Origin of the sequence: Actinophytocola oryzae (assembly GCF_004364325.1) — a bacterium.
Taxonomy (GTDB): domain Bacteria; phylum Actinomycetota; class Actinomycetes; order Mycobacteriales; family Pseudonocardiaceae; genus Actinophytocola; species Actinophytocola oryzae.
Genome location: NZ_SOCP01000012.1, coordinates 60,700 through 85,585 on the forward strand (window position 1 = coordinate 60,700; position 24,886 = coordinate 85,585).

The 24,886-nt window shown below is 69.8% G+C and carries 18 protein-coding genes and 1 pseudogene; 9 read left to right on the forward strand and 10 right to left on the reverse strand.

The window, feature by feature from the left end; genetic code table 11:
- Window positions 1–16 precede the first annotated feature (16 nt).
- Window positions 17–613: a TetR/AcrR family transcriptional regulator gene (locus CLV71_RS29395; RefSeq protein ID WP_133906131.1), complete on the reverse strand. Its 597-nt coding sequence runs from the start codon at window positions 611–613 to the stop codon at window positions 17–19.
- Window positions 614–705: 92 nt separating this feature from the next.
- On the opposite strand from CLV71_RS29395, the gene CLV71_RS29400 reads away from it, so the two are divergent.
- Window positions 706–1,710, forward strand: coding sequence for an NAD-dependent epimerase/dehydratase family protein (locus CLV71_RS29400; RefSeq protein ID WP_133906132.1), 1,005 nt, complete (start codon window positions 706–708; stop codon window positions 1,708–1,710).
- Here the strand turns inward: CLV71_RS29400 and CLV71_RS29405 are convergent.
- Window positions 1,637–2,080 (reverse strand): helix-turn-helix domain-containing protein, encoded by a 444-nt coding sequence (locus tag CLV71_RS29405; protein WP_243866803.1) that lies wholly within the window; start codon window positions 2,078–2,080, stop codon window positions 1,637–1,639. The genes CLV71_RS29400 and CLV71_RS29405 overlap by 74 nt on opposite strands.
- On the opposite strand from CLV71_RS29405, the gene CLV71_RS29410 reads away from it, so the two are divergent.
- The 3 genes from CLV71_RS29410 (at window position 2,079) to CLV71_RS29420 (ending at window position 5,953) form a co-directional block, all read left to right on the forward strand.
- Window positions 2,079–2,765, forward strand: a complete 687-nt coding sequence (locus CLV71_RS29410; RefSeq protein ID WP_133906133.1) for a methyltransferase domain-containing protein — start codon at window positions 2,079–2,081, stop codon at window positions 2,763–2,765. The genes CLV71_RS29405 and CLV71_RS29410 overlap by 2 nt on opposite strands.
- A 171-nt stretch (window positions 2,766–2,936) precedes the next feature.
- The gene (pabB, locus tag CLV71_RS29415; RefSeq protein ID WP_133906134.1) at window positions 2,937–4,916 is read left to right on the forward strand and encodes an aminodeoxychorismate synthase component I; all 1,980 of its coding nucleotides are present in this window, start codon (window positions 2,937–2,939) and stop codon (window positions 4,914–4,916) included.
- Between the two features lie 2 nt (window positions 4,917–4,918).
- A complete protein-coding gene (locus tag CLV71_RS29420) occupies window positions 4,919–5,953 on the forward strand; it encodes an NAD(P)H-dependent flavin oxidoreductase (RefSeq protein ID WP_133906330.1) in 1,035 nt (344 codons plus the stop codon).
- A gap of 67 nt (window positions 5,954–6,020) precedes the next feature.
- Here CLV71_RS29420 and CLV71_RS49535 read toward each other — a convergent pair.
- Window positions 6,021–7,484, reverse strand: a pseudogene (locus CLV71_RS49535) (bifunctional lysylphosphatidylglycerol flippase/synthetase MprF); the annotation flags it as partial.
- 150 nt (window positions 7,485–7,634) lie between these two features.
- On the opposite strand from CLV71_RS49535, the gene CLV71_RS29430 reads away from it, so the two are divergent.
- Window positions 7,635–8,453 (forward strand): putative RNA methyltransferase, encoded by an 819-nt coding sequence (locus CLV71_RS29430; protein WP_133906135.1) that lies wholly within the window; start codon window positions 7,635–7,637, stop codon window positions 8,451–8,453.
- A gap of 2 nt (window positions 8,454–8,455) precedes the next feature.
- Window positions 8,456–9,688, forward strand: coding sequence for a Gfo/Idh/MocA family protein (locus CLV71_RS29435; protein ID WP_133906136.1), 1,233 nt, complete (start codon window positions 8,456–8,458; stop codon window positions 9,686–9,688).
- Between the two features lie 1,264 nt (window positions 9,689–10,952).
- On the opposite strand, the gene CLV71_RS29440 is transcribed toward CLV71_RS29435, so the two are convergent.
- From CLV71_RS29440 to CLV71_RS29460, 5 genes are all read right to left on the reverse strand, one after another.
- Complete coding sequence (locus CLV71_RS29440) at window positions 10,953–11,966, reverse strand: methyltransferase (RefSeq protein WP_133906137.1); 1,014 nt, start codon at window positions 11,964–11,966, stop codon at window positions 10,953–10,955.
- 97 nt (window positions 11,967–12,063) lie between these two features.
- A complete protein-coding gene (locus CLV71_RS29445; RefSeq protein WP_133906138.1) occupies window positions 12,064–13,530 on the reverse strand; it encodes a beta-N-acetylhexosaminidase in 1,467 nt (488 codons plus the stop codon).
- Between the two features lie 194 nt (window positions 13,531–13,724).
- A complete protein-coding gene (locus CLV71_RS29450; protein WP_133906139.1) occupies window positions 13,725–14,555 on the reverse strand; it encodes a carbohydrate ABC transporter permease in 831 nt (276 codons plus the stop codon).
- A gap of 88 nt (window positions 14,556–14,643) precedes the next feature.
- On the reverse strand, window positions 14,644–15,621 hold the full coding sequence (locus CLV71_RS29455) for a carbohydrate ABC transporter permease (protein WP_133906140.1): 978 nt from the start codon (window positions 15,619–15,621) through the stop codon (window positions 14,644–14,646).
- Window positions 15,618–16,904 (reverse strand): extracellular solute-binding protein, encoded by a 1,287-nt coding sequence (locus tag CLV71_RS29460; protein ID WP_133906141.1) that lies wholly within the window; start codon window positions 16,902–16,904, stop codon window positions 15,618–15,620. Before CLV71_RS29460 ends, CLV71_RS29455 begins: the two co-directional genes overlap by 4 nt.
- Before the next feature lie 363 nt (window positions 16,905–17,267).
- On the opposite strand from CLV71_RS29460, the gene shbA reads away from it, so the two are divergent.
- A complete protein-coding gene (gene shbA / locus CLV71_RS29465) occupies window positions 17,268–17,855 on the forward strand; it encodes an RNA polymerase sigma factor ShbA (protein WP_133906142.1) in 588 nt (195 codons plus the stop codon).
- 67 nt (window positions 17,856–17,922) lie between these two features.
- Window positions 17,923–19,308 (forward strand): dihydrolipoyl dehydrogenase, encoded by a 1,386-nt coding sequence (gene lpdA / locus CLV71_RS29470; RefSeq protein WP_133906143.1) that lies wholly within the window; start codon window positions 17,923–17,925, stop codon window positions 19,306–19,308.
- A gap of 43 nt (window positions 19,309–19,351) precedes the next feature.
- Here the strand turns inward: lpdA and CLV71_RS29475 are convergent, their stop codons facing one another.
- A complete protein-coding gene (locus CLV71_RS29475) occupies window positions 19,352–20,965 on the reverse strand; it encodes a protein-arginine deiminase family protein (RefSeq protein WP_133906144.1) in 1,614 nt (537 codons plus the stop codon).
- Window positions 20,966–21,030: 65 nt separating this feature from the next.
- The gene (locus CLV71_RS29480) at window positions 21,031–22,923 is read right to left on the reverse strand and encodes a propionyl-CoA synthetase (RefSeq protein ID WP_133906145.1); all 1,893 of its coding nucleotides are present in this window, start codon (window positions 22,921–22,923) and stop codon (window positions 21,031–21,033) included.
- 126 nt (window positions 22,924–23,049) lie between these two features.
- On the opposite strand from CLV71_RS29480, the gene CLV71_RS29485 reads away from it, so the two are divergent.
- A complete protein-coding gene (locus tag CLV71_RS29485) occupies window positions 23,050–24,876 on the forward strand; it encodes a serine/threonine-protein kinase (protein WP_243866786.1) in 1,827 nt (608 codons plus the stop codon).
- Window positions 24,877–24,886 lie beyond the last annotated feature (10 nt).

The window sequence follows — 24,886 nt, forward strand, 5'->3', positions numbered from 1 at the left end:
TGGCCGGCACCGGGTTTCAGACGGCGGGGATCAGGGTTGTCGTCAGTTTCGTTATCTGGCTTGCCAGTTTGGCCGGGTTGGTCGTCCGGTTGGTCAGTTGGCCGTCCAGCCACAGGGATGCGTAGCCGTGCACGAGGCTCCACATCGTCATCGCCAGGACGTCCTGGTTGATGTCGCTTTCCTTCTCTGCCAGGCACTCGGACACCGTGGTGTCGAGGACGGCGAAGGCCGCCTCACCCGCTTCCGTTCCGGTGTCGCCCTTGTGGGACTGTTTCAGCTCCGGCCGGAACATCAGGCGGAAGTAGGCGGGGTTGGCTTGGGCGAACTCCACGTATGCGAGAAGGATGGCCTCCAGGGCTTCTGTTGCCGTGCTCGTGGTTTCGTGTGCTCTGGTCAGCGTGTCCGCCAGGCGGCGGAAGCCCTCGTCGGACAGGGCCGTGAGTAGTGCCGCACGGTCGGGGAAGTGGTGGTACGGCGCGCCTGGGCTGACTCCTGCCGAGCGGGCGACCTGTCGCAGACTCACCGCGCCGATGCCCTCGGTCTCGATCAACTCCAGCGTCGCCTTGAGCAGCGCTTCCCGCAATGCGCCGTGGTGGTAGTTGGGCCTGGCCACGCCATGAGACTAAGTGATTCCTTGCTTTTGCACACCTGGTTGATATATACAGTGCTCAGATTATCTGAACACTGCATAGATCGGGGATGTGCATGTCTGGACGGGTGTTGGTGACCGGTGCGTCGGGGTACGTGGCCGGACACGTCGTCAAGGACCTGGAGGCACACGGCTACGAGGTGCGCGGGACTGCGCGGCGGCCGGTGGGCGGGGACACGGTCGCCGCCGACCTCACGCGGGACGCGGGCTGGGCCGAGGCGGTCGACGGGTGCGACTACGTCGTGCACGTGGCTTCGCCGTTTCCCAACGGGGTGCCCGCGTCCGAGGACGAGCTGATCAGGCCCGCGGTCGACGGGACGTTGCGGGTCCTGCGTGCCGCGGCCGACGCGAAGGTGAAGCGCGTCGTGGTGACGTCGTCCATCGCGGCCGTGGTCAGCGGGCATCCGGGCGGCGTCGTCCGGGCCGAGGAGGACTGGTCGGTCCTGGAGCGCAGTCCCGCCTATCCGAAGAGCAAGACACTGGCGGAGCGGGCGGCGTGGGACTTCGCCGAGGAGTCCGGTCTCGAGCTGGTGGTGGTGAACCCGGGGATGGTGCTCGGGCCACTGCTCAGCGAGAACATCGGCACGTCCGTGGCGGTCGTGCACCGGCTGCTGGTTCGCGACGTGCCCGCGTCGCCCAAGATGGGGTTCGCGATCGCCGACGTCCGGGACGTGGCGACCGCGCACCGGCTCGCGCTGGAGACGCCGCGGGCCGCGGGCAACCGGTACATCGTCGCAGGCGAGTTCACGCTGATGAGGGACGTCGCGGCCGTGCTCGCGGCGGAGTTCAACCCCAGGGGCTACCGGGTGCCGACGGGTGGGCTGCCGACGTGGGTGTTGCGTGTGATGGCCCGGTTCGACCCGTCGCTGCGGCACGCGCTCGGCTTCGTCGGTCGTCGCGAGGACGTGAGCCACGACAAGGCGAGCCGCGAGCTCGGGCTGACGCTGCGGCCGACCAGGGAAACCATCCTGGACACGGCCCACAGCCTCATCGAGCTGGGGCTGGCGCCGAATCCGGCGGAGAAGAAGGAGCCGGCTGCCCAAGGTGCCGCAGGAAGGTAGGGCAGGCCATGACGTCGTCGTGGGTGCAGACGAGCGCGCCCTCGATCATGGACATCGCCGCCTGGGCCAGCGCGATTCGTTCGGCCAGCTCCTGGCGGTGGCGGGTCACCACCTCGTGACGGGCGGCGGCGGTCGGGGCTGACAGCATCGCGCGGATGCCGGACAGGGTGAAGCCTGCCTGTTTGCCCAGCATGATCGCCGCCACCCGGTTCACGTCCGCCTCGGTGTAGCGACGGCGATCGCCGTCGCGCGTCGGGGCGAGCAGCCCCTCGGCCTCCCAGTGCCGCAGGACGTGTGTCGCCACGCCGAACTGGGCCGCCACATCGCCGATTGACTTCATGTTCACATTAAGTCGCACGATGTGCGGCATGTCCACGCTACTGACCATGCTCGATGCCCTCGACGACCTTCCCGAGGCGCGTGACCTGCGCGAACGTACCTACGAATCACTCGGCGACACGGTCGTCGACGTCGGTTGCGGCGGCGGTCGTGCCACCGGCGAGCTCACCGCTCGCGGGGTGGCCGCCGTCGGCGTCGACCTCGATCCCGACATGCTGGCGGCCGCGAAGCAACGCTGGCCCGAGGCCGAGTTTCGCCTCGCCGACGCCACCGCGCTGCCCTTCGACGACGGCGCCTTCACCGGGTACCGCGCGGACAAGGTGCTCCACGCCGTTCCCGAGCCGGAGCGTGCCGTCGCCGAGGCGCGGCGGGTGCTGGCCAGGAACGGACGCGCGGTGCTCGTCGGTCAGGACTGGGACACCATCCTGATCGACTCGTCCGACCCGGACCGCACGCGTGCGCTCGTCCACGCCCGCGCGGACGGCATGGCCACCCCGCGCGCCGGCCGTCGGTACCGGAACCTCCTGCTGGACAACGGGTTCACCGACGTCACCGTCCAGGTGCACACGTTCGTGTTCACCGACCCCATGATCCTTGCGATGCTCGAGACCATCGGCGACGGCGACTGGCTCGACGACCAGGTCGCCCGCGCCCGCGACGACCGGCTCTTCGTCGCCCTGCCCGTGTTCCTCGTCTCGGGAACTCGCGTGGGTTGAGCATTGGTCGAGGAGCGTTGTCGACCCGGTTCCCTTGCCCACAGTGGGAACCAACCGCTCCTCACCACCGCTGGCCGGCAGCGGCGCGGACAGCCACGCTGCCGGCCAGTCCCCACGTGACGGATGACGCCTTGCGCCGCGCATCGACCATCGGTGAAGCTCCGAGGTGGTATGGGCACGCTGATCATCGACAACTACGACTCGTTCACGTACAACCTGTGCCATCTGGTCGGCGCGGTCACCGGCGTGGCGCCGACAGTCGTGCGCAACGACGAGCCCGTCGACCTCGACGCCTACACCCACGTCATCCTGTCGCCCGGCCCCGGGCGCCCGGAGAGACGCGGTGACTTCGGCGTCTGTGCCGACGTGATCCGCACGGCGACCATCCCGCTGCTCGGCGTCTGCCTCGGCCACCAGGGCATCTGCCACGTCCACGGCGGCACGATCGGCCCGGCCCCGCACGTGCGGCACGGCCAGACCTCGCCGATCCTCCACGACGGCTCCGGTCTGTTCGCCGGCCTGCCGTCGCCGTTCGACGCCGTCCGGTACCACTCACTCGTCGCGACGACGCTGCCCGACACCCTCGAACCGATCGCCACCAGCGACGACGGTGTGCTCATGGGGGTGCGGCACCGCCACCGGCCGCAGTGGGGCGTGCAGTTCCACCCGGAGTCGATCCGCACGCGGCACGGCCACCGGCTGCTCGCGAACTTCCTACGACAGCCGAGGACGAGACCCGTCGTGGAGGTCCGTTCGCCACGACGGGCACGTACGATCGAGCACCGGCGGGTCACCACGGGCGCCTCCGCCGAGACCGTGTTCGACGCTTTGTTCGCTCATTCCGACTACTCCTTCTGGCTCGACAGCGCCGACGAGGGCGGCGCGGGCGGCCGGTTCTCGTTCCTCGGTGACGCGAGCGGTCCCCACGCCCGAGTCGCCACAGCGGATGTCACCACCGGCACGGTCACCGTCCGCAGCGCCGACCGCGACGAGACCGTGCACAGCGGGTTCCTCGACTGGCTCGCAGCCGACCTCGCCGAGCACCGGGTCACCCCGCCCGACCTGCCGTTCGAGTTCGCCCTCGGCTGGGTCGGCTACCTCGGCTACGAGCTGAAGGCCGAGTGCGGCTCGCCGAACACGCACCGGTCCGAGCACCCGGACGCGGCCATGATCTTCGCCGACCGCGCGATCGTGTTCGACCACCTCGAGCGTCAGGTCCACCTCCTTGCACTGAGCGACGACGGTTGGTTCGACGAGGTCGAGGCGACGCTACCCGCCTGCCCCGACAATTCTCCTGACCTGCGGGTTCCCGACCTGGGACCGCTCCGGCCCCGGCACGGCCGCGACGCCTACCTCGACCTGGTGGCCGCCTGCCAGCGCGAGATCGTCGCGGGCGAGACGTACGAGGTGTGCCTCACCAACCAGCTCACCGCGCACGGCAAGCTCGACCCGTGGCCCGCCTACCGGCGCCTGCGCCGGGTCAACCCGGAGCCGTTCGGCGCGTTGCTCCGGTTCGGCGAGCTGAGCGTGCTCTCCGCGTCGCCGGAACGGTTCCTGCGGGTCACGGCAGACGGCGTCGCGGAGTCGAAGCCGATCAAGGGCACCCGGCCCAGGGGCGCGACCCCGGCGCGGGACGCCGCACTGCGCCACGAACTGGCGACCTCGGCCAAGGACCGCGCCGAGAACCTCATGATCGTCGACCTCGTGCGCAACGACCTCGGCAGCGTCGCCGCGCTCGACGGTGTCACCGTGGCGGACCTGTTCGACGTGGAGACACATCCGACCGTGCACCAGCTGGTCAGCACGGTCCGTGCCAGGCTGCGGCCGGACCGGACGGCCGTCGACGTGGTTCGCGCCGCCTTCCCGGGCGGTTCGATGACCGGCGCGCCGAAGCTGCGGACCATGGCCATCATCGACCGGCTCGAGGGCGGTTCCCGGGGTGTGTACGCGGGCGCGCTCGGCTACTTCTCGCTGTCCGGGGCCGCCGACCTGAGCATCGTGATCCGTACGCTCGTGGCCTGGGCCGACCGGGTGTCCTACGGCGTCGGCGGTGCCATCATCGCACTGTCCACACCGGACGAGGAGATGGCCGAGACAGTGGTGAAGGCCGCGCCGCTGCTGCGGCTGACGGGACAGGAGCTGGCGCCGTGACGATCATCGACGAACTGCCCGAGCCGATTGTGCAGGCGCCGATGGCAGGTGGCGGGTCGACGCCCGAGCTGGCCGCCGCCGTGTCGAACGCCGGGGGCCTCGGCTTCCTCGCCGCGGGTTACCTGACGGCGGACGCCGTGCGGGCGCAGGTGGACGCGACCCGCGCATTGACCGGGAGACCGTTCGGGCTCAACGTGTTCGTGCCGGAACGAACGCCGGTCGACGCCTCGGCGGTCGAGGCGTACGCGGCCGCGCTGCGTGGCGAGGCCGAGCGGTACGGCGTCCCACTCGGCGATCCGGTCGGCGGGGACGACGCCTGGGAGGCCAAGCTGGCGTTGCTGTCGGAGGCCAACGTGCCGGTCGTCAGCTTCACGTTCGGGTGTCCCTCGTCCGAGGTCATCGCCGAGGTGAAGGCGCACGGCTGCGAGGTGCTCGTGACCGTGACGTCGGCGGCGGAGGCACGGGAGGCGGTCGCCTCGGGCGCGGACGGCCTGTGCGTGCAGGGCCAGGAGGCCGGTGCCCACCGCGGCTCCTTCGTCAACGAGGGTACCGACCACACGGGTCTGATCCCGTTGCTGCGCAAGGTGTCCGCCGCAGTCGACGTGCCGCTGGTGGCGGCGGGCGGGTTGTCGAGCGGCGCGGACGTGGCCGCCGTGCTCGTCGCGGGCGCGAGTGCCGCGCAGCTGGGCACGATGTTCCTGCCCTGCCCGGAGAGCGGGGCGAACCCGCTCCACCTCGCGGCACTCGCCGCGGGCGACACGCCCACGTCGGTCACCCGCGCCTTCACCGGCCGGCCCGCGCGTGGGCTGGTGAACCGCTTCCTGACCGAGCACTCCGCCGCCGCGCCTGCGGCATATCCGCAGGTCCACCAGCTGACCAGAGACCTGCGGCGGGCCGGAGACCAGCAGGCCATGTCCCTGTGGGCAGGACAGTCGTACGAGTTCGCCCGACCCCTGCCTGCAGCGGAGCTGGTGCGAGAGCTGGCCGCCGGAGCACGTTCGGCACTGTCCTCCGCTGCTCGGCGCTGGCCGGCTTAGCCAGGTACGCACGCAGGATCGCGACTCCGATCCGTGGCAGGTCACCCGTACCGCGGTACACCAGAAAGAGTGGTTCCGTACGCGGTTGGAACTTCGCCTTGAACGCGTGGAGTGACGCGAACCCGTAGAGCGGCTCCATGAGCCTGCCCATGAGGTCGAGTCCCTTCTGTATGCCGCCGACCTTGCTCCTGTCCGAGCGGACCAACGGTGCACCGGACAGCGACACCAGGTCGGCGCCCTCGGACTGGAAGGTCAGGCAGGCCTCGGCGATCATGAACTCGACCACCGGGCGGAAGCCGCCGGCCCTGCGGCGCATCATGTCGAGGGTCCAGCCACGCGGCTTGCCGTTGCCGTCGAGGACCGGCAGCCACGACGTCACGCCGTGGACCGTGCCGTCGCCGTCGACCGCGATGCCGACGCGGACACGTGGGTCCATGGCCTCGGTGACGCCGCCGAGAGTGAAGCCCAGCTCCGGCGTGTGCTTGCTCTTCAGCCAGCCCGCCGACACCTCCCTGACCTGCCGTTTGACGGCGAGCGACTCGTCGGCGAGGCTGACCATGCGGAACTGGATGCCGTCCTTGGTCGCGCGGTTGCGCGCGGTGCGGACGTCCTGCCACTTCTTGCCGCGGAACTCGAGTCCCGGCAGGTCGACGAGCGTGTCCTCCGCGACCTGGACGCGGTGTGTGCCCGCGTTGTCCGCGGTCTCGGCGCTGACCGAGAACCAGGCAGGGACCAGGCCGTTCCTGTCGCAGTGGGCGGCGAAGGCAGCAGGGGCGTTCCGTCGCCACTCCGGTGAGCCGACCGGGTTACCGACGGCGATGGCGACGCCGGCGTGACGGCGGTAGGCGACGTAGCCGTCCTCGCCGTAGAGGTACTCCGTGCCCGGCCAGGTCGTCATCCAGGACAGGGTGCCGCCGCCGTGCGCCTCGAGAAGGTCGATCGCCTGGTCGCTACCGGTGTTCCTGGCGGCCCGGCGGACGAACAGGGGGCCGAGCGGCAGCGCCACCGCGACGGCGACCAGGTGCACGACGTCGGCGAGGTGCCCGATGACCAGCAGCGATCCGACCACGTAGGTGACGAGGCCGGCGCGTGCCCAGAAACGCCAGCGGGACGGGAGGGTCGCCGTGACGACTGCCGCGGCCGCCATCGCGCCGCCGGACGGGCCCACGTCGATGGCCGAGGTCAGGGCGCTGCCGGTGAGGTCGACGAGGCCGATGGCCCCGAACACGCCCGCGACGTGGCCGATCGCCCAGATCCCCATGGTCCTGGCGGTGCCGAGCCGGTGCTCGGCGAGGCCGACGAACGCGGCGAAGCTCGCGAGCACGGCGACGTAGCACAGCGGCGTGATCGCGAACGGCACGCCGGTGAACACCGACCACCACCTGCCGTCCGCGAAGGCGGGCACACCGTACGAAAGTCGCTCGCCCCAGGCATGTTCACCGAGTGGTGTGACGAACGAGCCGAACAGAAGGCCCAGCGTGACGATCACGACGAGCCCAGCGACAGTGAATGGGTGACGGCGCAGGAACATGGGATTAAGCCTGGCTCCGCAGTGTGTCCGAATCACTGGCGCTGCCACCCGAACCCGGGGTGGGGCTAGCACCACCAGTCCCGGAACTGTCGGTCCCCCGTGTCATCGTCCTGACCATGAACATCAACCACGCGCCACTAGGGTCGGACGGTGCTCGCCGACGTCCTCTCCTACCTGTGCTGTCCACATTGCTCGACCACGCTGACGGCCTCACCCGGCTCGCTCCGGTGCGAGTCGGGACACACCTTCGACATCGCCCGGCAGGGGTACGTGAACCTGCAGGCAGGCAAGGCCCCGGTGACCGGGGACAACGCGGACATGGTCACGGCCCGGCACGAGTTCCTGTCGGCGGGCCACTACGACCCGATCGTGGCCGCGACCGTGGCGGCGGCCTCGGGGGAGGGCTGCGTGCTGGACCTGGGTGCCGGCACGGGCCACTACCTCGCGGCGGTCCTGGACGCCGCACCCGACCGGGTGGGCATAGCGCTGGAGATCGCCAAGCCCGCGCTGCGCCGGGCCGCTCGCGCGCATCCCCGCCTGGGTGCGGTGGGTGCCGACACGTGGCAACGCCTGCCGGTACGTAACGGTGCGATCTCGGTGGTGCTCGACGTGTTCGCCCCACGCAACGCTGCGGAGACCGCCCGCGTGCTGTCCTCGGACGGTCGACTGGTCGTGGTGTCGCCGACACCCGCACACCTCCGCGAGCTGGTGTCGGCCCTGCACCTGCTGACGGTCGATGCGGACAAGGCCGCCCGCGTGTCGGCGTCCCTACCGGGTTTCGTGGTATCCGGGGAGGAGAGGTGTGAGTTCGGGATGTCGTTGACGCACGGGCAGGTGCTGGCGCTGGTCGGCATGGGACCGAGCGCGTGGCATGTGGACGGGGACGTCCTGGCGGAGCGGGTGTCCGCCCTGCCGCAGCCGGTGCGGGTGACCGCGTCGGTGACGGTGACGAGGTACGTGAAGGAGTAGTGATGGTGCGATACGCCATTGTCGGCGCCGGACAGCGTGGCAGCGGGTACGCCGGGTGGATCGGCAGGCACGGCGACCGCGCACGGGTCGTGGCCGTCGCGGAACCCCGTGCGTACCAGCGGGAGTCGCTGGCGCGGGAGCACGGTGTCGAGCACGTGTTCACGTCGTGGCAGGAGCTGGCTGCCGCGCCTCGGCTCGCGGACGTGGCCATCGTGTCCACACAGGACGCCGAACACGTCGAACCGGCGATCGCGTTGGCCCGCAAGGGTTATCACCTGCTGGTGGAGAAGCCGCTGGCACCGTCCGCCGAGGAGTGCACGGCGCTGGTGAACGCGGTGACCGAGGCAGGTGTGCTGTTCGCGGTCTGCCACGTCATGCGGTACCGGCCGTACACGAGGTTGGTGAAGCGGCTGGTGGACGATGGTCGGCTGGGTGAGATCGTGAGCGTCCAGCACCTGGAGCCGGTCGGGCACTGGCACTACGCGCACTCGTTCGTACGGGGGAACTGGCGCCGCACCGACGAGGCGTCGTTCATGCTGCTGGCCAAGTCGGGGCACGACATCGACTGGCTGCGGCACGTGGTCGGCAGACCGATCCAACGGGTGTCGAGTTTCGGCTCGCTGCGGCACTTCCGACGAGAGTCGCAGCCCGCCGGGGCGGCGGACCGGTGCCTGGACTGTGCGGTGGAGCCGACGTGTCCCTACTCGGCACCGCGGCTGTACCTGGGGATGCTCAGCGAGGGCCGGAAGGGTTGGCCAGTGAGCGTGCTGACCGACGACGTGACGGAGAACGGGGTGACGGAGGCGTTGCGGACTGGTCCGTACGGGCGGTGCGTGTACGCGTGTGACAACGATGTGGTGGATCACCAGGTGGTGGCGCTGGAGTTCGGCGGTGGCGTGACAGCGACCTTCACGATGACGGCGTTCACACCGCACATGGATCGACAGACGCGGATCTTCGGCACACGGGGATACCTGGAAGGCGATGGCGAGACTGTCCGGCTGCACGACTTCACGTCGGGGGCCGTCGAGGTGTTGGAGGCCGGAAGCGCGGGCATCGACACGGAGGAGGGACATGGGGGTGGTGACGCCGGATTGATGGATGCGTTCACCCGGGCAGTGGAGACCGGGGAGTCGGGGCACATCCTGTCCGGCGCGGCGGAGTCGCTCGAGTCGCATCTGGCGGTGTTCGCCGCTGAACGGGCGCGGTTGGGGGGTGGCGTGGAGGTCGTGTGACCCGTGATTCGCCCGTCTGGGCCGGTGGGCCGGTGGGCCGGTGGGCCGGTGGGCCGGTGGGCCGGTGGGCCGGTGGGCCGGTGGGCCGGTGGGCCGGTGGGCCGGTGGGCCGGTGGGCCGGTGGGCCGGTGGGCCGGTGGGCCGGGCCTCGGGTTGGTATCGGGGTTGGTGCGGGCGGGGCGGTTTATCGTGCATGGTGGGGGCTGTCGGGGGTGCCGACTTGCCTCGATGCGTGGTTGGGGCTGTCGGGGGAGGCTTGGACCCGCGTTTGTGTCGGAAGTTGGGTTGGTTCGGGGCGCGTGACCGGCCTCGGGTGGTGTCGGGATTGAGTTGGTCGGGGCGGTGATTGTGCTTGTGGGGTTGGCTCGGGTGGCTGACCTACGTTGGCGTGTGGTTGGGCTGTTGGCGGAGGCTTGGGCCTCCGGTTGGTGTCGGGGTCGGGTTGGCCGCGGGTGGTTGAGCGGTCTCCGGTTGGCGTCGTGCTTGGTTGTTGCCCACACCGGTCCGCCACGGCTGAGCCCGTGTCCTGTTCGGATGTCACCATCCCGGTTTCCCCTGCCGGGAAACAGGAGTCGATGTGTCGGGGTGGCCCACTAACGTTGGCGTGTGGTTGGGCTGTCGGCGGAGGCTTGAGCCTCGGGTTGGTGTCGGCGTCCGGTTGGCCAAGGGGTGGTCGACTGGGTGTGCGGTCGGCATTGTGTTTGTGGGGATCGGGCGGGGTGGCCGTTTTTGCCTCGGTGTGTGGTTGGGCTGTTGGCGGGGGCCTCGGGTTGGGGTCGGCGCTGGGTTGGCTGCGGGCGGTTGACCGGGTCTCCGGTCGGCATCAGGTCTGGTGGGGTCGGCCCGGGTGACCTATCTCGGCGCGTGGCCCGGCTGTTGGCGGAGGCTCGGGCCTTGAATCTGCCTCGGCATCGGGTTGGCCGTGGCGGGCGACCGGCATCTCCGGTCGCCATCGGGCTTGGGCTGCAGGAGCGGTGGTTGGCCTCGGGCTGGGCTCGAGGTCGGGTTGGCCCGGAGCGGGTTCGGGCTTCTGGGGCAGGTCTTGGATCGGTGCCAATGTGTCCGGGGGCTCCGCTCGGAGTCCTTGTCCTCTGCCTTCACCAAGGCGTCGTCGAGGAGCTTGTTGCGGCATCGGGCTAGCCTGAGCGGTCGTCGCGTCTCGGGTTCAGTGGGGCGTTCCCCGTCGGCGCAGGCGGGGGCTTGGCGTTGCGTTCGTGGTCTGCCCGAGGGTGGTCAGCTGGTTTGGGGCCACTCTGCGGTGGGATCAAGTCGGCTCGCAGTCGATGACGACCAGGCCGGTGGAGGTTGTTCTGACATCGGTCGTGGTCAGGCCTGCCGCTGTGGCCAGTGCCTGGTAGTCCTCGACGGTGCGTTCGCGGCCGCCTGAGAGCACCAACATGCGCAGGTTCATCTCGGCGAACATGCCGGGGTCGTCGCCTGCTGTTCCGTGGGACTCGACTATGACCACCCGGCCCGTCTTACCTGCGGCCTGGGCGCATCCGCGGAGGATTTTCGTGGCCTGGTCATCGTCCCAGTCGTGTAGTACGGCGCTGAGCAGGTACACGTCCCCGCCTGTGGGCAGTGGGTCGAAGAAGCTCTGGCCTGCGAACTCGCACCGGTCGCCCAAGCCTCGTTCCGCCAGGCGCTCTCGGCCTCTGGTGACTGTGTCGGGTAGGTCTACCAGCGTCGCCCGGATGTCGGGGTTGGCTGCCAGTATCTCGGCCAGCAGCGCCCCGGTGCCGCCGCCGACGTCGATGACATGCCGTACGTCGGTCCAGTCGTAGGCGGTGGCTGCCGCGGTGCGTGTCGAGCCCGCCATCGAGGCGTCGAAGGACGCCGCCATGGTGGGGTTGGTGGCCAGGTACTCCCAGAACGGGGCACCGTGCACGGTCTCCCACGCTGGCCCACCGGTGCGGACGGTGTGCAGGAGGTTCGTGAACACCAGGTCCATGCGGCCGCCGAACTCGTTCAGGTCGAACGCCGCTCGCATGCCCCCTGGGTGATCCGACCTCAGCAGGTCGGCGGTCTCGTTCAGTGCGAACCGGTTCGGCGCCGGCTCGGTGAACACTCCGTGGCAGGTCAGGTGGCGTAGCAGCCTGCCGAGGGCATCCGCGTCCGTCTCGGTTCGGGTCGCCAGCTCTTCGACCTCCGTGACGCCTTCGGACATCAGGTCCGCCAGTCGCAGGGTGGCCGCCACTCGGACCGCCATGGGGGTCACGAGGTCGGCTATCGGGGCCAACACCTCCCACGGCGACGGCTGGGTCTCGTTCGACGTCATGCTGCCCACGCTAGCGATCACGCCCTTGTCCGGCAGGGCAGTTCCGCGACATGACGGCGGCCACCTCAGCGCGAGGTGGCCGCCGGTCAGCGCGTGATCACCAGGGGATCTGTGGCGACCGGTAGAAGTCGACGCCCATCGCTTCCCACCTCGGGCCCTGTTCGGCCAGGCGGGAGCGGAACGACTGCCAGTCGTGGGTCGACCACGGGGACCACGCCAGTTCGGCGATGGCAGGCAGCCTGGGGAACGCCATGAACTCGATGTTGTCGATGTTCTCCAGCGTCTCCGACCACAGCGGCGCCTCCACGCCGAGCACGGCCGACTCCGGCACGTTCTCGACGTACGCCCCCGGGTTCCAGTCGTACGCGTCGTCCACCTCCGTGAAACCTGCCCACGACAGGCCCAGCGGGGTGTTCGCGTCGTACTTCATGTCCAGGTACGCCTTGTTGGCCGGCGACATAAGGATCTTGTTGCCTGCCGCCGCCCCGTCGACCACCAGGTCATTGCTCGTCGTCGTGCCCCAGAACTGGGCCACGCCCGACGTGGGTGGGGTGGCTTTCAGGAACTCGTGCCAGCCGACCGCTCGTTTGCCGGTTGCCTCGACGATCGGGAAGACCCGGTCGAAGAACTTCACGAAGTCCTCGTCCGTGGTCGAGTGGGCCTCGTCGCCGCCGATGTGCAGGTACGGGCCGGGGGTCAGCCTCGCCAGCTGGGAGATCACGTCCTGGAGGAAGTCGTACGTGGTGTCCTTGTCGATGCACAGGGAGCTGAAGCCGACCTCGATGCCCGTGTACAGCGGCGGCGCCACGCCGTCGCAGTTCAGCTCGGCGTACGACGCCAGCGCGGCGTTCGTGTGGCCCGGCAGGTCGATCTCCGGGACGATCGTGATGTGGCGGGCCGCCGCGTACGCGACCAGGTCGCGGAACTGGGCCTGCGTGTAGTAGCCGCCGGGGCCGCCGCCCACCTCCGTGGAGCCGCCGTACTCGGTCAGCCTCGGCCAGCCCTCGATCTCGATGCGCCAGCCCTGGTCGTCCGCGAGGTGCAGGTGCAGGTGGTTGATCTTGTACATGGCCAGCTGGTCGATGTAGGTCTTGACCTCGGTCGGCGAGAAGAAGTGCCTCGCCACGTCGAGCATCGCGCCACGGTAGGCGAAGCGCGGGTAGTCGACGATCCTGCCCGCCTGCACGGTCCACGGGCCGCGCTGCCGGGTGCGGCTCTCGACCTTCGCCGGGAGTAGCTGGCGCAGCGTCTGCACGCCGGAGAACAGGCCCGCTGACGTGCGTGCCTTCAGTGCGACGCCGTGCCGGGTCACGGTCAGCTCGTAGCCCTCGTTGCCCAGGCTCGGGGGGACGTAGCCGAGGGACAGCGTGATCCCGCCGCCTCCGCGGTGGTCCGTGACGACCGGCAGCCGGTAGCCGGTCGACGGGCGCAGCACGCCGGCCAGGTACTCGCCGACGCCGCGGGCGCCGCGGCCGGTGCTGATCACGGTGTCACGGGACAGCTCGAAACCGCCGCCGTGGCGGTCAGGTGTGACCGACACCGGCGCCGGTATCACCTGGGTCATGCGGGACTCCTCATGAGCGGGAGCGGCCGATGCCGGCACGCCGAGACCGAGCAGCGTCAACGCACCGACGGCCAGGACAGTTATGGAACGAGGCGCAGGGAACCTGGACACAAGATCCTCCCGAAGGGTCGGACATCCAGGTATAGACCACCAGTGGTCCAGACCACAAGGTCACGCATGACCCTCCGACGCGGTCAGCCCTTGAGCGCCCCCGCCGTCGCGCCGGACACCAGCTTGCGTTGCACGAGCAGGAAGAACACGAGCGCGGGCAGCGCGTACATGACCGACGCGGCCATGATCCCGCCCCAGTCGGTGCCGAAGATGGTCTTGAACGTCGACAGCCACACCGGCAGCGTCTGCTTGTCCTTGTCCCGCATGAACACCAGCGCGTACAGGAACTCGTTCCACGCCGTGATGAACGCGAACACCGACGTCGCGACGATGCCGGGGCCGAGCAACGGCAGCACGACGCGCCGGAACGCGGCGAAGCGGCCGCAGCCGTCGACCATCGCCGCCTCCTCCAGCTCGTACGGGATGCCCTGCACGAACCCGCGCAGCGTCCACACCGTGAACGGCAGCGTGATCGCGAAGTACACGAGCAGCAGCGACGGCAGCTTGTTGAGCAGCCCGGCGTCCTGCATCAGCAGGAACATCGGGATGAACAACGCCTCGACCGGCGCCATCTGCGCGATCAGCACCAGCAGCAGGAAGCCCTTGCGGCCGCGGAAACGCAGTCGTGCCAACGGGAACGCCGCGAGCACCCCCGCCACCAGCGACAACAGCACCGCGCCGACCGTGACGATGAGGCTGTTGGTCAGGTGCCCGAGGAACCCCGGCTTCGACCAGGCGCTGGCGAAGTTGTCGAACGTCCACGACAGCGGCAGCAGGTCGTAGTCCGGCGTCAGCAACGCGGTGGATGGCTTGAACGCGCTGGTCAGCAGCCAGTACGTCGGGAAGGCGAAGAACACGGCCACGACCACGCCGGCCGTGTTGAGCGCGATGCGCTGACCCTTCGTCTTGTTCACGCCGCCTCCTCGCCCGCTCCGTGGCACCGGACCGCTCCGCAGGCTCCGAGCCGGCCTGAGTATCGATGATTCGCTCCGCAAGCTCCGCTCACGAGATGTCACCCTCCCGGGTGCGCAGTAGCAACTGCAGGTAACGCGCGGTGAGCACGACGAGGACCAGGATCATCAGGACCGCTACCGCGGACGCCACGCCGAAGTGCCTACCGGCGATGCCCCGCAGGTACAGCAGGAGCGGCAGCGTGGTGCTCTCGCCGTCCGGGCCGCCCTGGCGGATCGCCCACACCTGCGCGAACACCTTGAAGTCCCAGATCACCGACAGGAACGTGGCCAGCGTGACCAGCGGGCGGATCGACGGCCAGGACACGGTCGAGAACGTCTGCCACGGCGTCGCGCCGTCCATGGCGGCCGCCTCGTACAGCTCCTTCGGCGCCTGCAGCAGGCCCGCGTAGATCGTGAAGCAGACGAAGGGCACGGCCTGCCAGACGATCAGGAGACCGATCACCGTGAGGGTGCTCGCGCCGCTGGAGAACCACGAGAAGTGCTCGAACGAGCCGAAGCCCAGCTTCACCAGCGTCTTGTTCAGGATTCCGTACTGCTGGTCGAAGATCCACTGGAACACCGTCGTGGTCGCGAGGATGGGGGTCGCCCACGCGAGCACCAGGGTCACCTGGAGTATCACCCGCACCGGCCCGGACAGGTGACGCATGAGCAGCGCGATCACCGCGCCGAACAGGACGGTGCCCGCCACGACCGCGGCCGTGAACACGACGGTCCGCAGGGTGATGGTCCAGAACTCCGGATCGGCCAGTACCGACGTGTAGTTGTCGAGCCCGACCCAGACGATCTCGCCACGCACCAGTTGACCGAGGTCGAGCTGGCGGAAGCTGATCCCGACCACCTGCACCGCGGGCCAGCCCAGCAGGACCAGCATCACGATCACCGCTGGCGCGAGGAGCAGGTAGGGGATCGTCCGGTCGCCGAGGCTGACGGTGCGCCGGCGACGCGCGCGCGGCGGCGCCGGCGGGGAGGTCCCCGTCGGCACCGCCGTGTTCACCGTCGCCGTCATCCCTTGAACGCGGCGTCCAGCGCGGAGTTCGCGTCGTTGGTCGCGGTGTCGAGGTCCTTGGCGCCGGTCAGGTACGCGGTCAGCATGTCCTTGAGCGGGTTCTGGCCCGCCTCGACGGTCGCCCACTTCGGGGTGGCCGGGGCGGCCTTGCCGTCCTTGGACGCAGCCGCCATCGCCTTGCTGACGGGCTTGGCGTCGAGTGCGGAAAGGTCGGTCGAGGCACCCGGCACCATGCCGGCCTCGGCGAGCTGGCTCTGGTACTTGTCCGAGAGCAGCATCTTCAGGTAGCTCTTGGCGAGCTCGGGGTTCTTGCTGTTGACGGGGATCGCGAGGTTCGAGCCACCCTGGAAGACCGGCGCCGTCTTACCAGCGGTCTTCGACGGGATCGCGAAGGCGGACGAGTTCTTCTCGATGTCCGGGTTGTCCTTCGCGGCCGTGCCGAGCTCCCACGGCAGCGCGATCATCATCGCGACCTTGCCCTGGCCGTAGATGCCCGCCTGCTCCGGGTTCTGCTCGTCGTTGTCCTTCGGCGCGGTCGTGCCGGACGTGTCGACGAGCTGCTTGTAGAACTGGAGCGCCGACTTGACCTCGGGGGAGTTGACCGTGGCCTTGAAGTCCGTGCCGCTCTTCTCGGCGATGTCGCCGCCCTCGTCGTAGATGAACGACAGGAGCGAGTACCAGTTCTGGCCCGGCAGGTACAGCGGCTGGAACTGCGGGTCGCTGCCGAACTTGGCCTTGAGCTTGGTGATCGCGTCGAGCCATTCCGCACGCGAGGTGGGCGCCGCGGCGATGCCCGCCTGCTGGAACATGTCGGTCCGGTACAGGACGACGCGGTTGGCCGCGTAGAACGGCGCCGCGTACTGCTTGCCGTCCCACTCGCCGGAGTCCTTCAGCGACGAGAGCCACTGGCCGCCGTTGAGCGAGTCGACGTCACCGGTCAGGTCGGTGAGGACCTCGTCGGCGGCGAAGGACGGCGCCTGGGTGTTGCCGAGCTCGATGACGTCCGGCGGGTCCTGGCTGGCCAGGGCCGTGGTGAGCTTGTCCTGGATGCCGTTCCACTCCTGGACCTCGTACTTGACCGTGACGCCCTTGTTGGCGGCCTCGAACTCCTTGTTGAGAGCGTCGGTGAGGGTCGCGGGGGCCGAGCCGTTCATCAGCCAGACGGTCAGCGTCTTGTCGCCACCGCCACTGTCGCTGCTGGAACCTCCACCGGAGCCGGCACAACCGGCGGTGGCTAACGCGATGGCCGCCGCGCCGGCCATCAGCTTCGTCAAGCGCTTCACGATCTTGTCCTTCCGTGCGCTGGCCGCGCGTCCGCTCTGTGGTTCAGACCTACTGGTATAGACCTAGTGGTTTAGACCAATGGGAGAACTCTGGTCCCACCCGTGCGCCCTGTCAAGGCAATCCGCGAAGACGTTGTCCGTCCGTTTTCGTTGACAGCAAACGAGATGCCGGATTGGTCGGAGAACCTTTCACTGATCGGGTGTGGCCACACCGTCTGGCCTCGGGGTTCCCCGCGTCGCGAAAAGTGGACAAAAACTGGAAGTTTCGGGTGCTTTTCGCACGTGTGCCGCGGTTCGACGCTCTTGGACTACATGGGTACATCGGGAGGACGGGTGGGGGAAGGTCGGTGTGTTGTCTTGGAGATGGACGAGCACGGCCAGGCAAGTCTCCGCGAGAGCGTCGAGGTCCAGCTGGCGCGCTTCCGACGGGGTGAGCCGGACGCACGCGAGCGGTTGCTCGCCGCTGTCCGCCCGTTCGTCGTGCGGTACGTCCGGTCGCGGATCGGCCGGGGCGCGGGCATGTTCGAGTCCGCGGACGACGTCGCGCAGGACGTCTGCGTCGCCGTGCTGCGTGCCCTGCCCGCCTACCAGGACCGGGGCAGGCCGTTCCTCGCGTTCGTCTACGGCATCGCCGCGCACAAGGTCGCCGACTTCTGGCGGGCGAGGGCACGGATGCGTGACGAGCCCTACGCCGAGGTGCCGGAGCCGAGGGCGAGCGACGACGACCCGGCCGAGGAGGCGGTCCGCCAGGACCTCGCCGTCCGCCTCGACCAGCTGCTGCGGGAGCTGTCGTGCCAGCAGCGCGAGGTGGTCGTGCTCCGCGTCGTCGTGGGGCTGACCGCGGGGGAGACCGCCGAGATGCTCGGGTCGACGCCGGGTGCGGTGCGGGTCATGCAGCACCGCGCGCTGTCCAGGCTGCGTGGCGAGCTGCGGGCCCAGGGTCTGCGGTAGCGGGCGTGTCAGTGGGGTTGCCGACCGTGGGCGGCACGACCGCACCCGTTTCGCCTAGGGTTGGGTCGTGAGTACACATTTCAATGTCGTGGTTCTCGGTGCCGGGCCCGGTGGGTACGTGGCCGCCGTGCGGGCTACGCAGCTCGGGCTCTCTACGGCGGTCGTCGAGGAGAAGTACTGGGGCGGGGTCTGCCTCAACGTGGGCTGCATCCCCTCCAAGGCGCTCCTGCGCAACGCCGAGCTGGCGCACATCTTCAACAACGACGCGAAGACCTTCGGCATCGAGGTCGACGGCACGGTCCGGTTCGACTTCGGGGTCGCGCACGCACGCAGCCGCACCGTCGCGGACGGGCGGGTCAAGGGTGTGCACTACCTGATGAAGAAGAACGGGATCACCGAGTACACCGGGCGGGGCACCTTCACCGGCGCCAACAGCCTCGAGGTCAACGGCGAGACCATCACCTTCGACCACTGCGTCATCGCGGCGGGGGCGAAGACCAAGCTGCTGCCGGGCACCCGGCTGTCCGAGCGCGTGGTCACCTACGAGGAGCAGATCCTCAACCCGGAGCTGCCCGGCAGCATGATCATCGCGGGTGCGGGTGCCATCGGCGTCGAGTTCGCGTACGTGCTGGCCAACTACGGGGTCGACGTCACGATCGTCGAGTTCCTCGACCGGCTCGTGCCGCTGGAGGACGTCGAGGTCTCCAAGGAGCTGGCGCGGCACTACCGCAAGCTCGGCGTCACCGTCATGACCTCCACCAGGGTCGAGTCGATCGACGACTCCGGCGACCAGGTCACCGTCGAGGTCTCCGCGAACGGCGAGAAGAAGACGCTCAAGGCCGACAAGGTCCTGCAGGCCATCGGCTTCCAGCCGAACATCGAGGGCTACGGCCTCGACGTGGCGGGCGTGGCGACCACCGACCGCGGTGCCATCGACATCGACGAGTACGGCCGCACGAACGTGCCGCACATCTTCGCGATCGGCGACGTCACCGCGAAGCTCATGCTCGCGCACAACGCCGAGGCCATGGGCATCGTCGCGGTCGAGACCATCGCGGGTGCCGAGACCATGCCGATCGACTACCGGATGGTGCCGCGCGCGACCTACTGCCAGCCGCAGATCGCGAGCTTCGGCTACACCGAGGAGCAGGCCCGCGAGGCAGGCTTCGACGTGGTTGTGGCCAAGTTCCCGTTCACGGCCAACGGCAAGTCGCACGGCCTGGGCGACGCACGCGGGTTCGTCAAGCTGCTGTCGGACAAGAAGTACGGGGAGCTGCTCGGCGGGCACCTCATCGGCCCGGACGTCACCGAGCTGCTGCCGGAGCTGACGCTCGGCCAGCAGTGGGACCTGACCGTCCACGAGATGGCCCGCAACATCCACGCCCACCCGACGCTGGGCGAGGCCGTCAAGGAGGCCATCCACGGCCTCGCGGGCCACATGATCAACCTGTGAGAGCCGGGGTCGCCGCCGCGCGGTGCGGCGGCGACCCGTCCGTCTAGAACGCGCGCCAGGCGTTGGTCGTGCAGTGGACCTCGCCGCCGCCGAGGTGTGCCCAGCCGAGGTCCTCGACCCAGTCGACGTGCACACCTCGGAGCGCGCGTTCGGCCACCGACTTGAAGATGTCCACGCCGTTCACGACGGGCGCGTGCGGATCGGGTGCCGCAAACGTTTGCGCGTTCACTGACAGGCCGTTCGGGATGCCCGGGGTCGCCGCGACGAAGAGCCCCGCCGACGCCACCTTCCTGAACAGGACCGGCACCCGGACCACCTCGTCGGCGCGCAGGCCGGTCTCGGCCAGCAGGACCGACAGCTGGTCGTCGACGTGCCTGGCGGCCTCCTCGTTGTCGGCCAGGACGGTCGGGTCGGCCAGCACCTCGTCGATGGTGCCGGTGTCACGGCCGGTGAACCGGGCGTCACCGCGACCGCCCGCCTGTGCCGACCGCATGGTCGCCAGCGCGAGGCGCGGGTCGGCGGCCATCAGCGTCCAGCCCCGGTCGTTGGCGGCACGGACCACGTGCGTGGTCTCGTCGGTGTGACCCACGAGCAGCCACGACGTGTCGACCACCACCGGCGGCTGTTGGTCCTGGCTGGTCAGCAGCCCGACGAACGCCGGGTCGGGGGTCAGTTCGCCGCTGGGATCCGAGCCGTACACGAGCCGCCCGCGCGGGTAGCCCTCGTACGGCGGCAGCGACTCGATGTTGCCGGTCGCGTTGCGGAGGTCCTGCACGGCGTCCCGGCCGTCGTCGACCAGCTCCTGCACGACCGCGACGTCCGGGCCGCGCAGGTCGCGGAACACCGCCCGTGCCGCGGGCCGGGGAGTGCGCACCCCGTCGATGTCCCAGATGTTCGCCGAGCGGATCGCGAACCGCATGGTCTGCCCACCCGCACGCGCGTAGGCGGGCTCGAAGAAGTCCTGCCACCAGACGTCCTGCCACCACGTGTCGGTGCCGGTCAGGTAGCGCATCGGCGCCGACCTGAGCCCGGCGCTGAACGACTCCCAGTCGTGTGGCTCCCACGATCCGTCGATCCAGGTCCAGCCGTCCGGGTGACCCGCTCCGCCACCCGGACGGGCGGCGAACGCCGTGGTGACCGGCTGCAGGTCGTGTTGCAACAGCAGCGGCGCCACCCGAAGGTGGTGACTCACCACTCGTTCGCCTGACGTGAGTGTGACGGTGACCCGGCCGTCCCAGTCAGGTCTGCGGACGTCCGTCGCCTCGACACCCAGCTCGACGCCGTCCCGCAGCTCCGCGGCCGACAGCGTGGCGGCAGGTGTCCACGAGCCGCCGCGTCGCACGAAGACGTGGGCCCGGCCCGAGACCGTGACCCGGCCCGCTTCGGCGCCCCGGGCCGTCAGCCGGGCCAGGTCCCGCTCGTCGGCGCGGCCGTTGACCACGTCGTCCCCGGCGTCGTTGCACGCGGCCAGCTCGTCGTCGACCGCCGACCCCAGCGCGTCCAGCTGGGCGTCGGTGACCAGACAGCGGCGGCTGTCGTCGTCCAGGTTCGGCAGTACGACCGTGTCGCCGCGCAACGCGGCGGTCGACGCGCCCGCAGGCACGGCGACCAGCCCGCCCGCGAGCGCCAACAACGCCGCTACCCCCAGGTACCGCAATGTTTCCTCCCCAGTTCGTCCCTGCTACCGAACCTAGGGAGAGACCGACGGCCCGTCATCAGCAGTCAGGAGGAGGTGCGGTCACCACCTCGGAGGACAGTCCGCATGGCGTCGAGCACCGCGGGGTCCTCGATCGTGGAGGGGACGGGTTCGTCGCGGCCGTTGGCTATGCCGCGCATCGTCCTGCGGAGGATCTTGCCCGAGCGGGTCTTCGGGAGGCCGTCGACGACCGAGACGTCGCGGAACGCCGCCACCGGGCCGATGTCCCGGCGGACGGCCGCCACCAGCTCGGCCCGCAGTGCCTCCTCGGTGATCTCCACGCCCGCCTTCAGCACCACGAAACCACGCGGCAGCTGGCCTTTCACGTCGTCCGCGACGCCGATCACCGCGCACTCCGCGACCGCCGGGTGCGCCGCGAGGACCGCCTCCATCGAGCCGGTCGACAGGCGGTGGCCCGCCACGTTGATGACGTCGTCGGTGCGGCCCATGACGTAGACGTAGCCGTCCTCGTCGACGTAGCCGCCGTCGCCGGTCAGGTAGTAGCCGGGGTAGCGGGACAGGTACGACTCCACGTACCGGTCGTCGTCGCCCCACAGGGTCGGGAGGGTGCCTGGCGGCATGGGTAACTTCAGTGCGATCGCGCCCTCACCACCGCGGGGCATGTCGTTGCCGTCGCCGTCGAGGACGTGGACGTCGTAGCCGGGCACCGCCACGGACGGCGAGCCTGCCTTGATCGGCAGGTCGTCGAGGCCACGCGGGTTCGCGCAGATCGCCCAGCCCGTCTCCGTCTGCCACCAGTGGTCGACGACGGGCACGCCCAGCTTCTCGCTCGCCCAGTGGTAGGTCTCCGGGTCGAGCCGCTCACCCGCGAGGAACAGGGTCTCGAATCCGGACAGGTCGTACTTCGCCAGTTCGGCGGCCGACGGGTCGACCCGCTTGATCGCCCGGAACGCCGTCGGGGCCGTGAACAGGGCCTTCACCCCGTACTCGGCGACGACGCGCCAGAACGCGCCGGCGTCCGGGGTGCCGACCGGTTTGCCCTCGTAGAGCAATGTCACCGAGCCGGTCAGCAGCGGGGCGTACACGATGTAGGAATGGCCGACGACCCAACCGACGTCCGACGCGGTCCACCACACCTCACCGGGGTGGAGGTCGTAGATGTTCGGCATAGACCAGGCCAGCGCGACCGCGTGCCCGCCGTTGTCCCGTACGACGCCCTTCGGCCTGCCGGTCGTGCCGGACGTGTACAGGATGTACAGCGGGTCGGTCGCCTGCACGGGCACGCACTCCGCGGGCGTGGCGTCCGCGACCAGTTCGTCCCAGTCCACGTCCCGCTCGCCCAGCGTCGCGGGGGCCTGCTCGCGCTGCAGCAGGACGACCCGGTCGGGCTGGTGCGACGTCGCGGCCAGTGCCTCGTCGATGATCGGCTTGTACTCGACGACCCTGGTCGGCTCGACGCCGCAGGACGCCGCCACGATCACCTTCGGCCGCGCGTCCTCGATGCGGCTGGCGAGCTCCTTGGGGGCGAACCCGCCGAATACCACGGAGTGCACCGCGCCGAGCCGGGCGCACGCCAGCATCGCGACGACCGCCCGTGGCACCATGGGCATGTAGATGATCACCCGGTCGCCATGGCCGACGCCGAGCGAGCGCAGCGCGCCCGCGAAGGTCGCGACCTCGTCCCGAAGCTCACGGTAGGTGAACGACGCCTTGCTACCCGTCACCGGCGAGTCGTAGATGAGGGCGGTCTGGTCCGCGCGGCCACCGTCGACGTGCCGGTCGAGCGCGTTGTGGCACGTGTTCAGCACGCCGTCGGGGAACCACCGGTACAACGGAGCCGTGTTGTCGTCGAGGGCTCTGGTGGGCGGGGTGACCCAGTCGATGGACTCGGCGGCCGCCAACCAGAAGGCCTCGGGGTCCGCGAGGCTTTGTCGGTACGAGTCCTGGTAGCTGCCCATAGGTACCGAACCTAGCTCGTGGCGGCAACCTGGTCACCGTCTCCAACGTCGTCATAACAGGTCGACATAGGGTGGAACGCCGGACGTGTTCGTCTGGTCTGATGAACGGATAGGGAGGGAGGGGCGGTGAACCTGCTCGTCGACTGGGGTAGTTCGCTGATCTCCCTGGCGCACGACATCTTCCAGCCCAGCATCTGCCCTGGCGACTGGGTGTGGGCCTCGATCATGGCCGGCTTCCTGGTGGGCCTCCTGCCGCCACTCGGTGCGGTGCTCATCGCGCTGGTCCGCAAGGGGACCGGCAACACCTACAACGCGGCGACGCTCACGGTGTTCGGCCTGTTCGGCGGGGTCTTCGCGTTCCTGCTGCCGTGGCTGTACACGAACGGCGTCTCCGAGACGTTCCGCACCGTGTTCCACAACGCCGAGGTCAACCCGAACGGCGACACGAGCGTGGGCACGGGGCTCACCGCCACCGAGGCCGGGTCCATGGGCAAGGCGTTCTGCAACATGGACCCCCAGGTCTCCTACATGGGTGGGCGCGCCAACGTCTACGAGGTCCTGTTCCACCCGTTCGAGAGCGGCCCGATGCTGGTGCTGCGGTACGCGATGCTGCTCGTGGTGCCGGGCATCGCGATCCTGTTCGTGTGGTTGCAGGCGCGGCTCGCGTTCCGCCGTGGCCCGAAGTGGCCCGGCCGGTTCTACTGGCTGCCGTTCGTGGCCGCCCTGGTCCTGAGCGTGGCGGTGGCGGTGAACGTTGCCACCTACATGTGGATCGGCGTGCTGCTGGCGAGCGTGCTGGGGCTGTTGCCGCTGCTCGTCGTGGGTCCGCCGAGCTGGTCGGTGATCGAACGGCGGTACAAGCAGGCCGCCGCGCAGCAGCAACCACAACAGCAGGGCGCGCAGCGACCGCCCCCGTACGTGCCGCCGCCGCAGCCGCCGCCCTACAAGCCGCAGCCGCCCGCCCAGCCGGTCAGGACGCCGCCGCCGACGCGCGTGGCGCCGAGGATGCCCGAGCCGGAGCCCGACCGTCAGGCCCTCGCCGCGCTCGCGGCCGACCCCGGTCCGCTGCCGTTCGCGTCGGAGAAGCCGACCGCGGTCATCCGGCCCGCGGGCTCGCGGTTCCAGAAGCTGCGCCAGCTCGGCACCGGCGGATTCGGGACCGTGTGGCTGGCGAAGGACACGCAGCTCAACCGCACGATCGCGATCAAGATGGCGCACGCGCCGGACGCCGAGACCGAGGAGCGGATGCTGCGTGAGGCGCGGGCGCTCGCGGCCGTGCACCACCCGAACTGCGTGCGGGTCTACGACATCGTCTCCGAAGGCGACGGCCTCGGGCTGATCATGGAGTACATCGAGGGCGAGCAGCTGGCGGAGGTCGTGCACGGACAGGGCGTGCTGGGCGACCTGCAGGCCGCCCGCCTGTGGCTGACGATGGCGGGCGCCCTGTCCGCGGCACACGCGAAGGGCGTGCTGCACCGCGACGTCAAACCCGCGAACGTGATCGTCGACCCGGAGGGCATGCCGCACCTCATCGACTTCGGCATCGCCCGCTCGAAGGGCGACCAGACGCTGACGGCCGCGGGCATGATGGTCGGCACCCCCGACTTCCTGGCCCCGGAGACCGCCACGGGCGCGACCGCGACACCGGCGTCGGACGCCTGGCAGCTGGCCGCGACGGTGAGCTTCGCCCTCGCGGGTCACCCGCCGCGTGGTGTCCGCGAGAACGCCATGGCCGCACTGATGGCCGCCGCGAAGGCCGAGCCGCTGTCGCACCTGCCGCAGCGGAGCACCCACCTGCGACTGCTGGCGGCGTCACTGGACAAGGACCCGGCCCGCAGGCCGACGCTGGCGGCGATCCAGCGCGAGATAACGGCGTGGATCGCCCGTGCGGGCCAGGAGACCGCGGGCCCGGTGACGCAGATCGTCCCCCGCGCCCAGATCAACCGGCGGTGAACACGCCCGA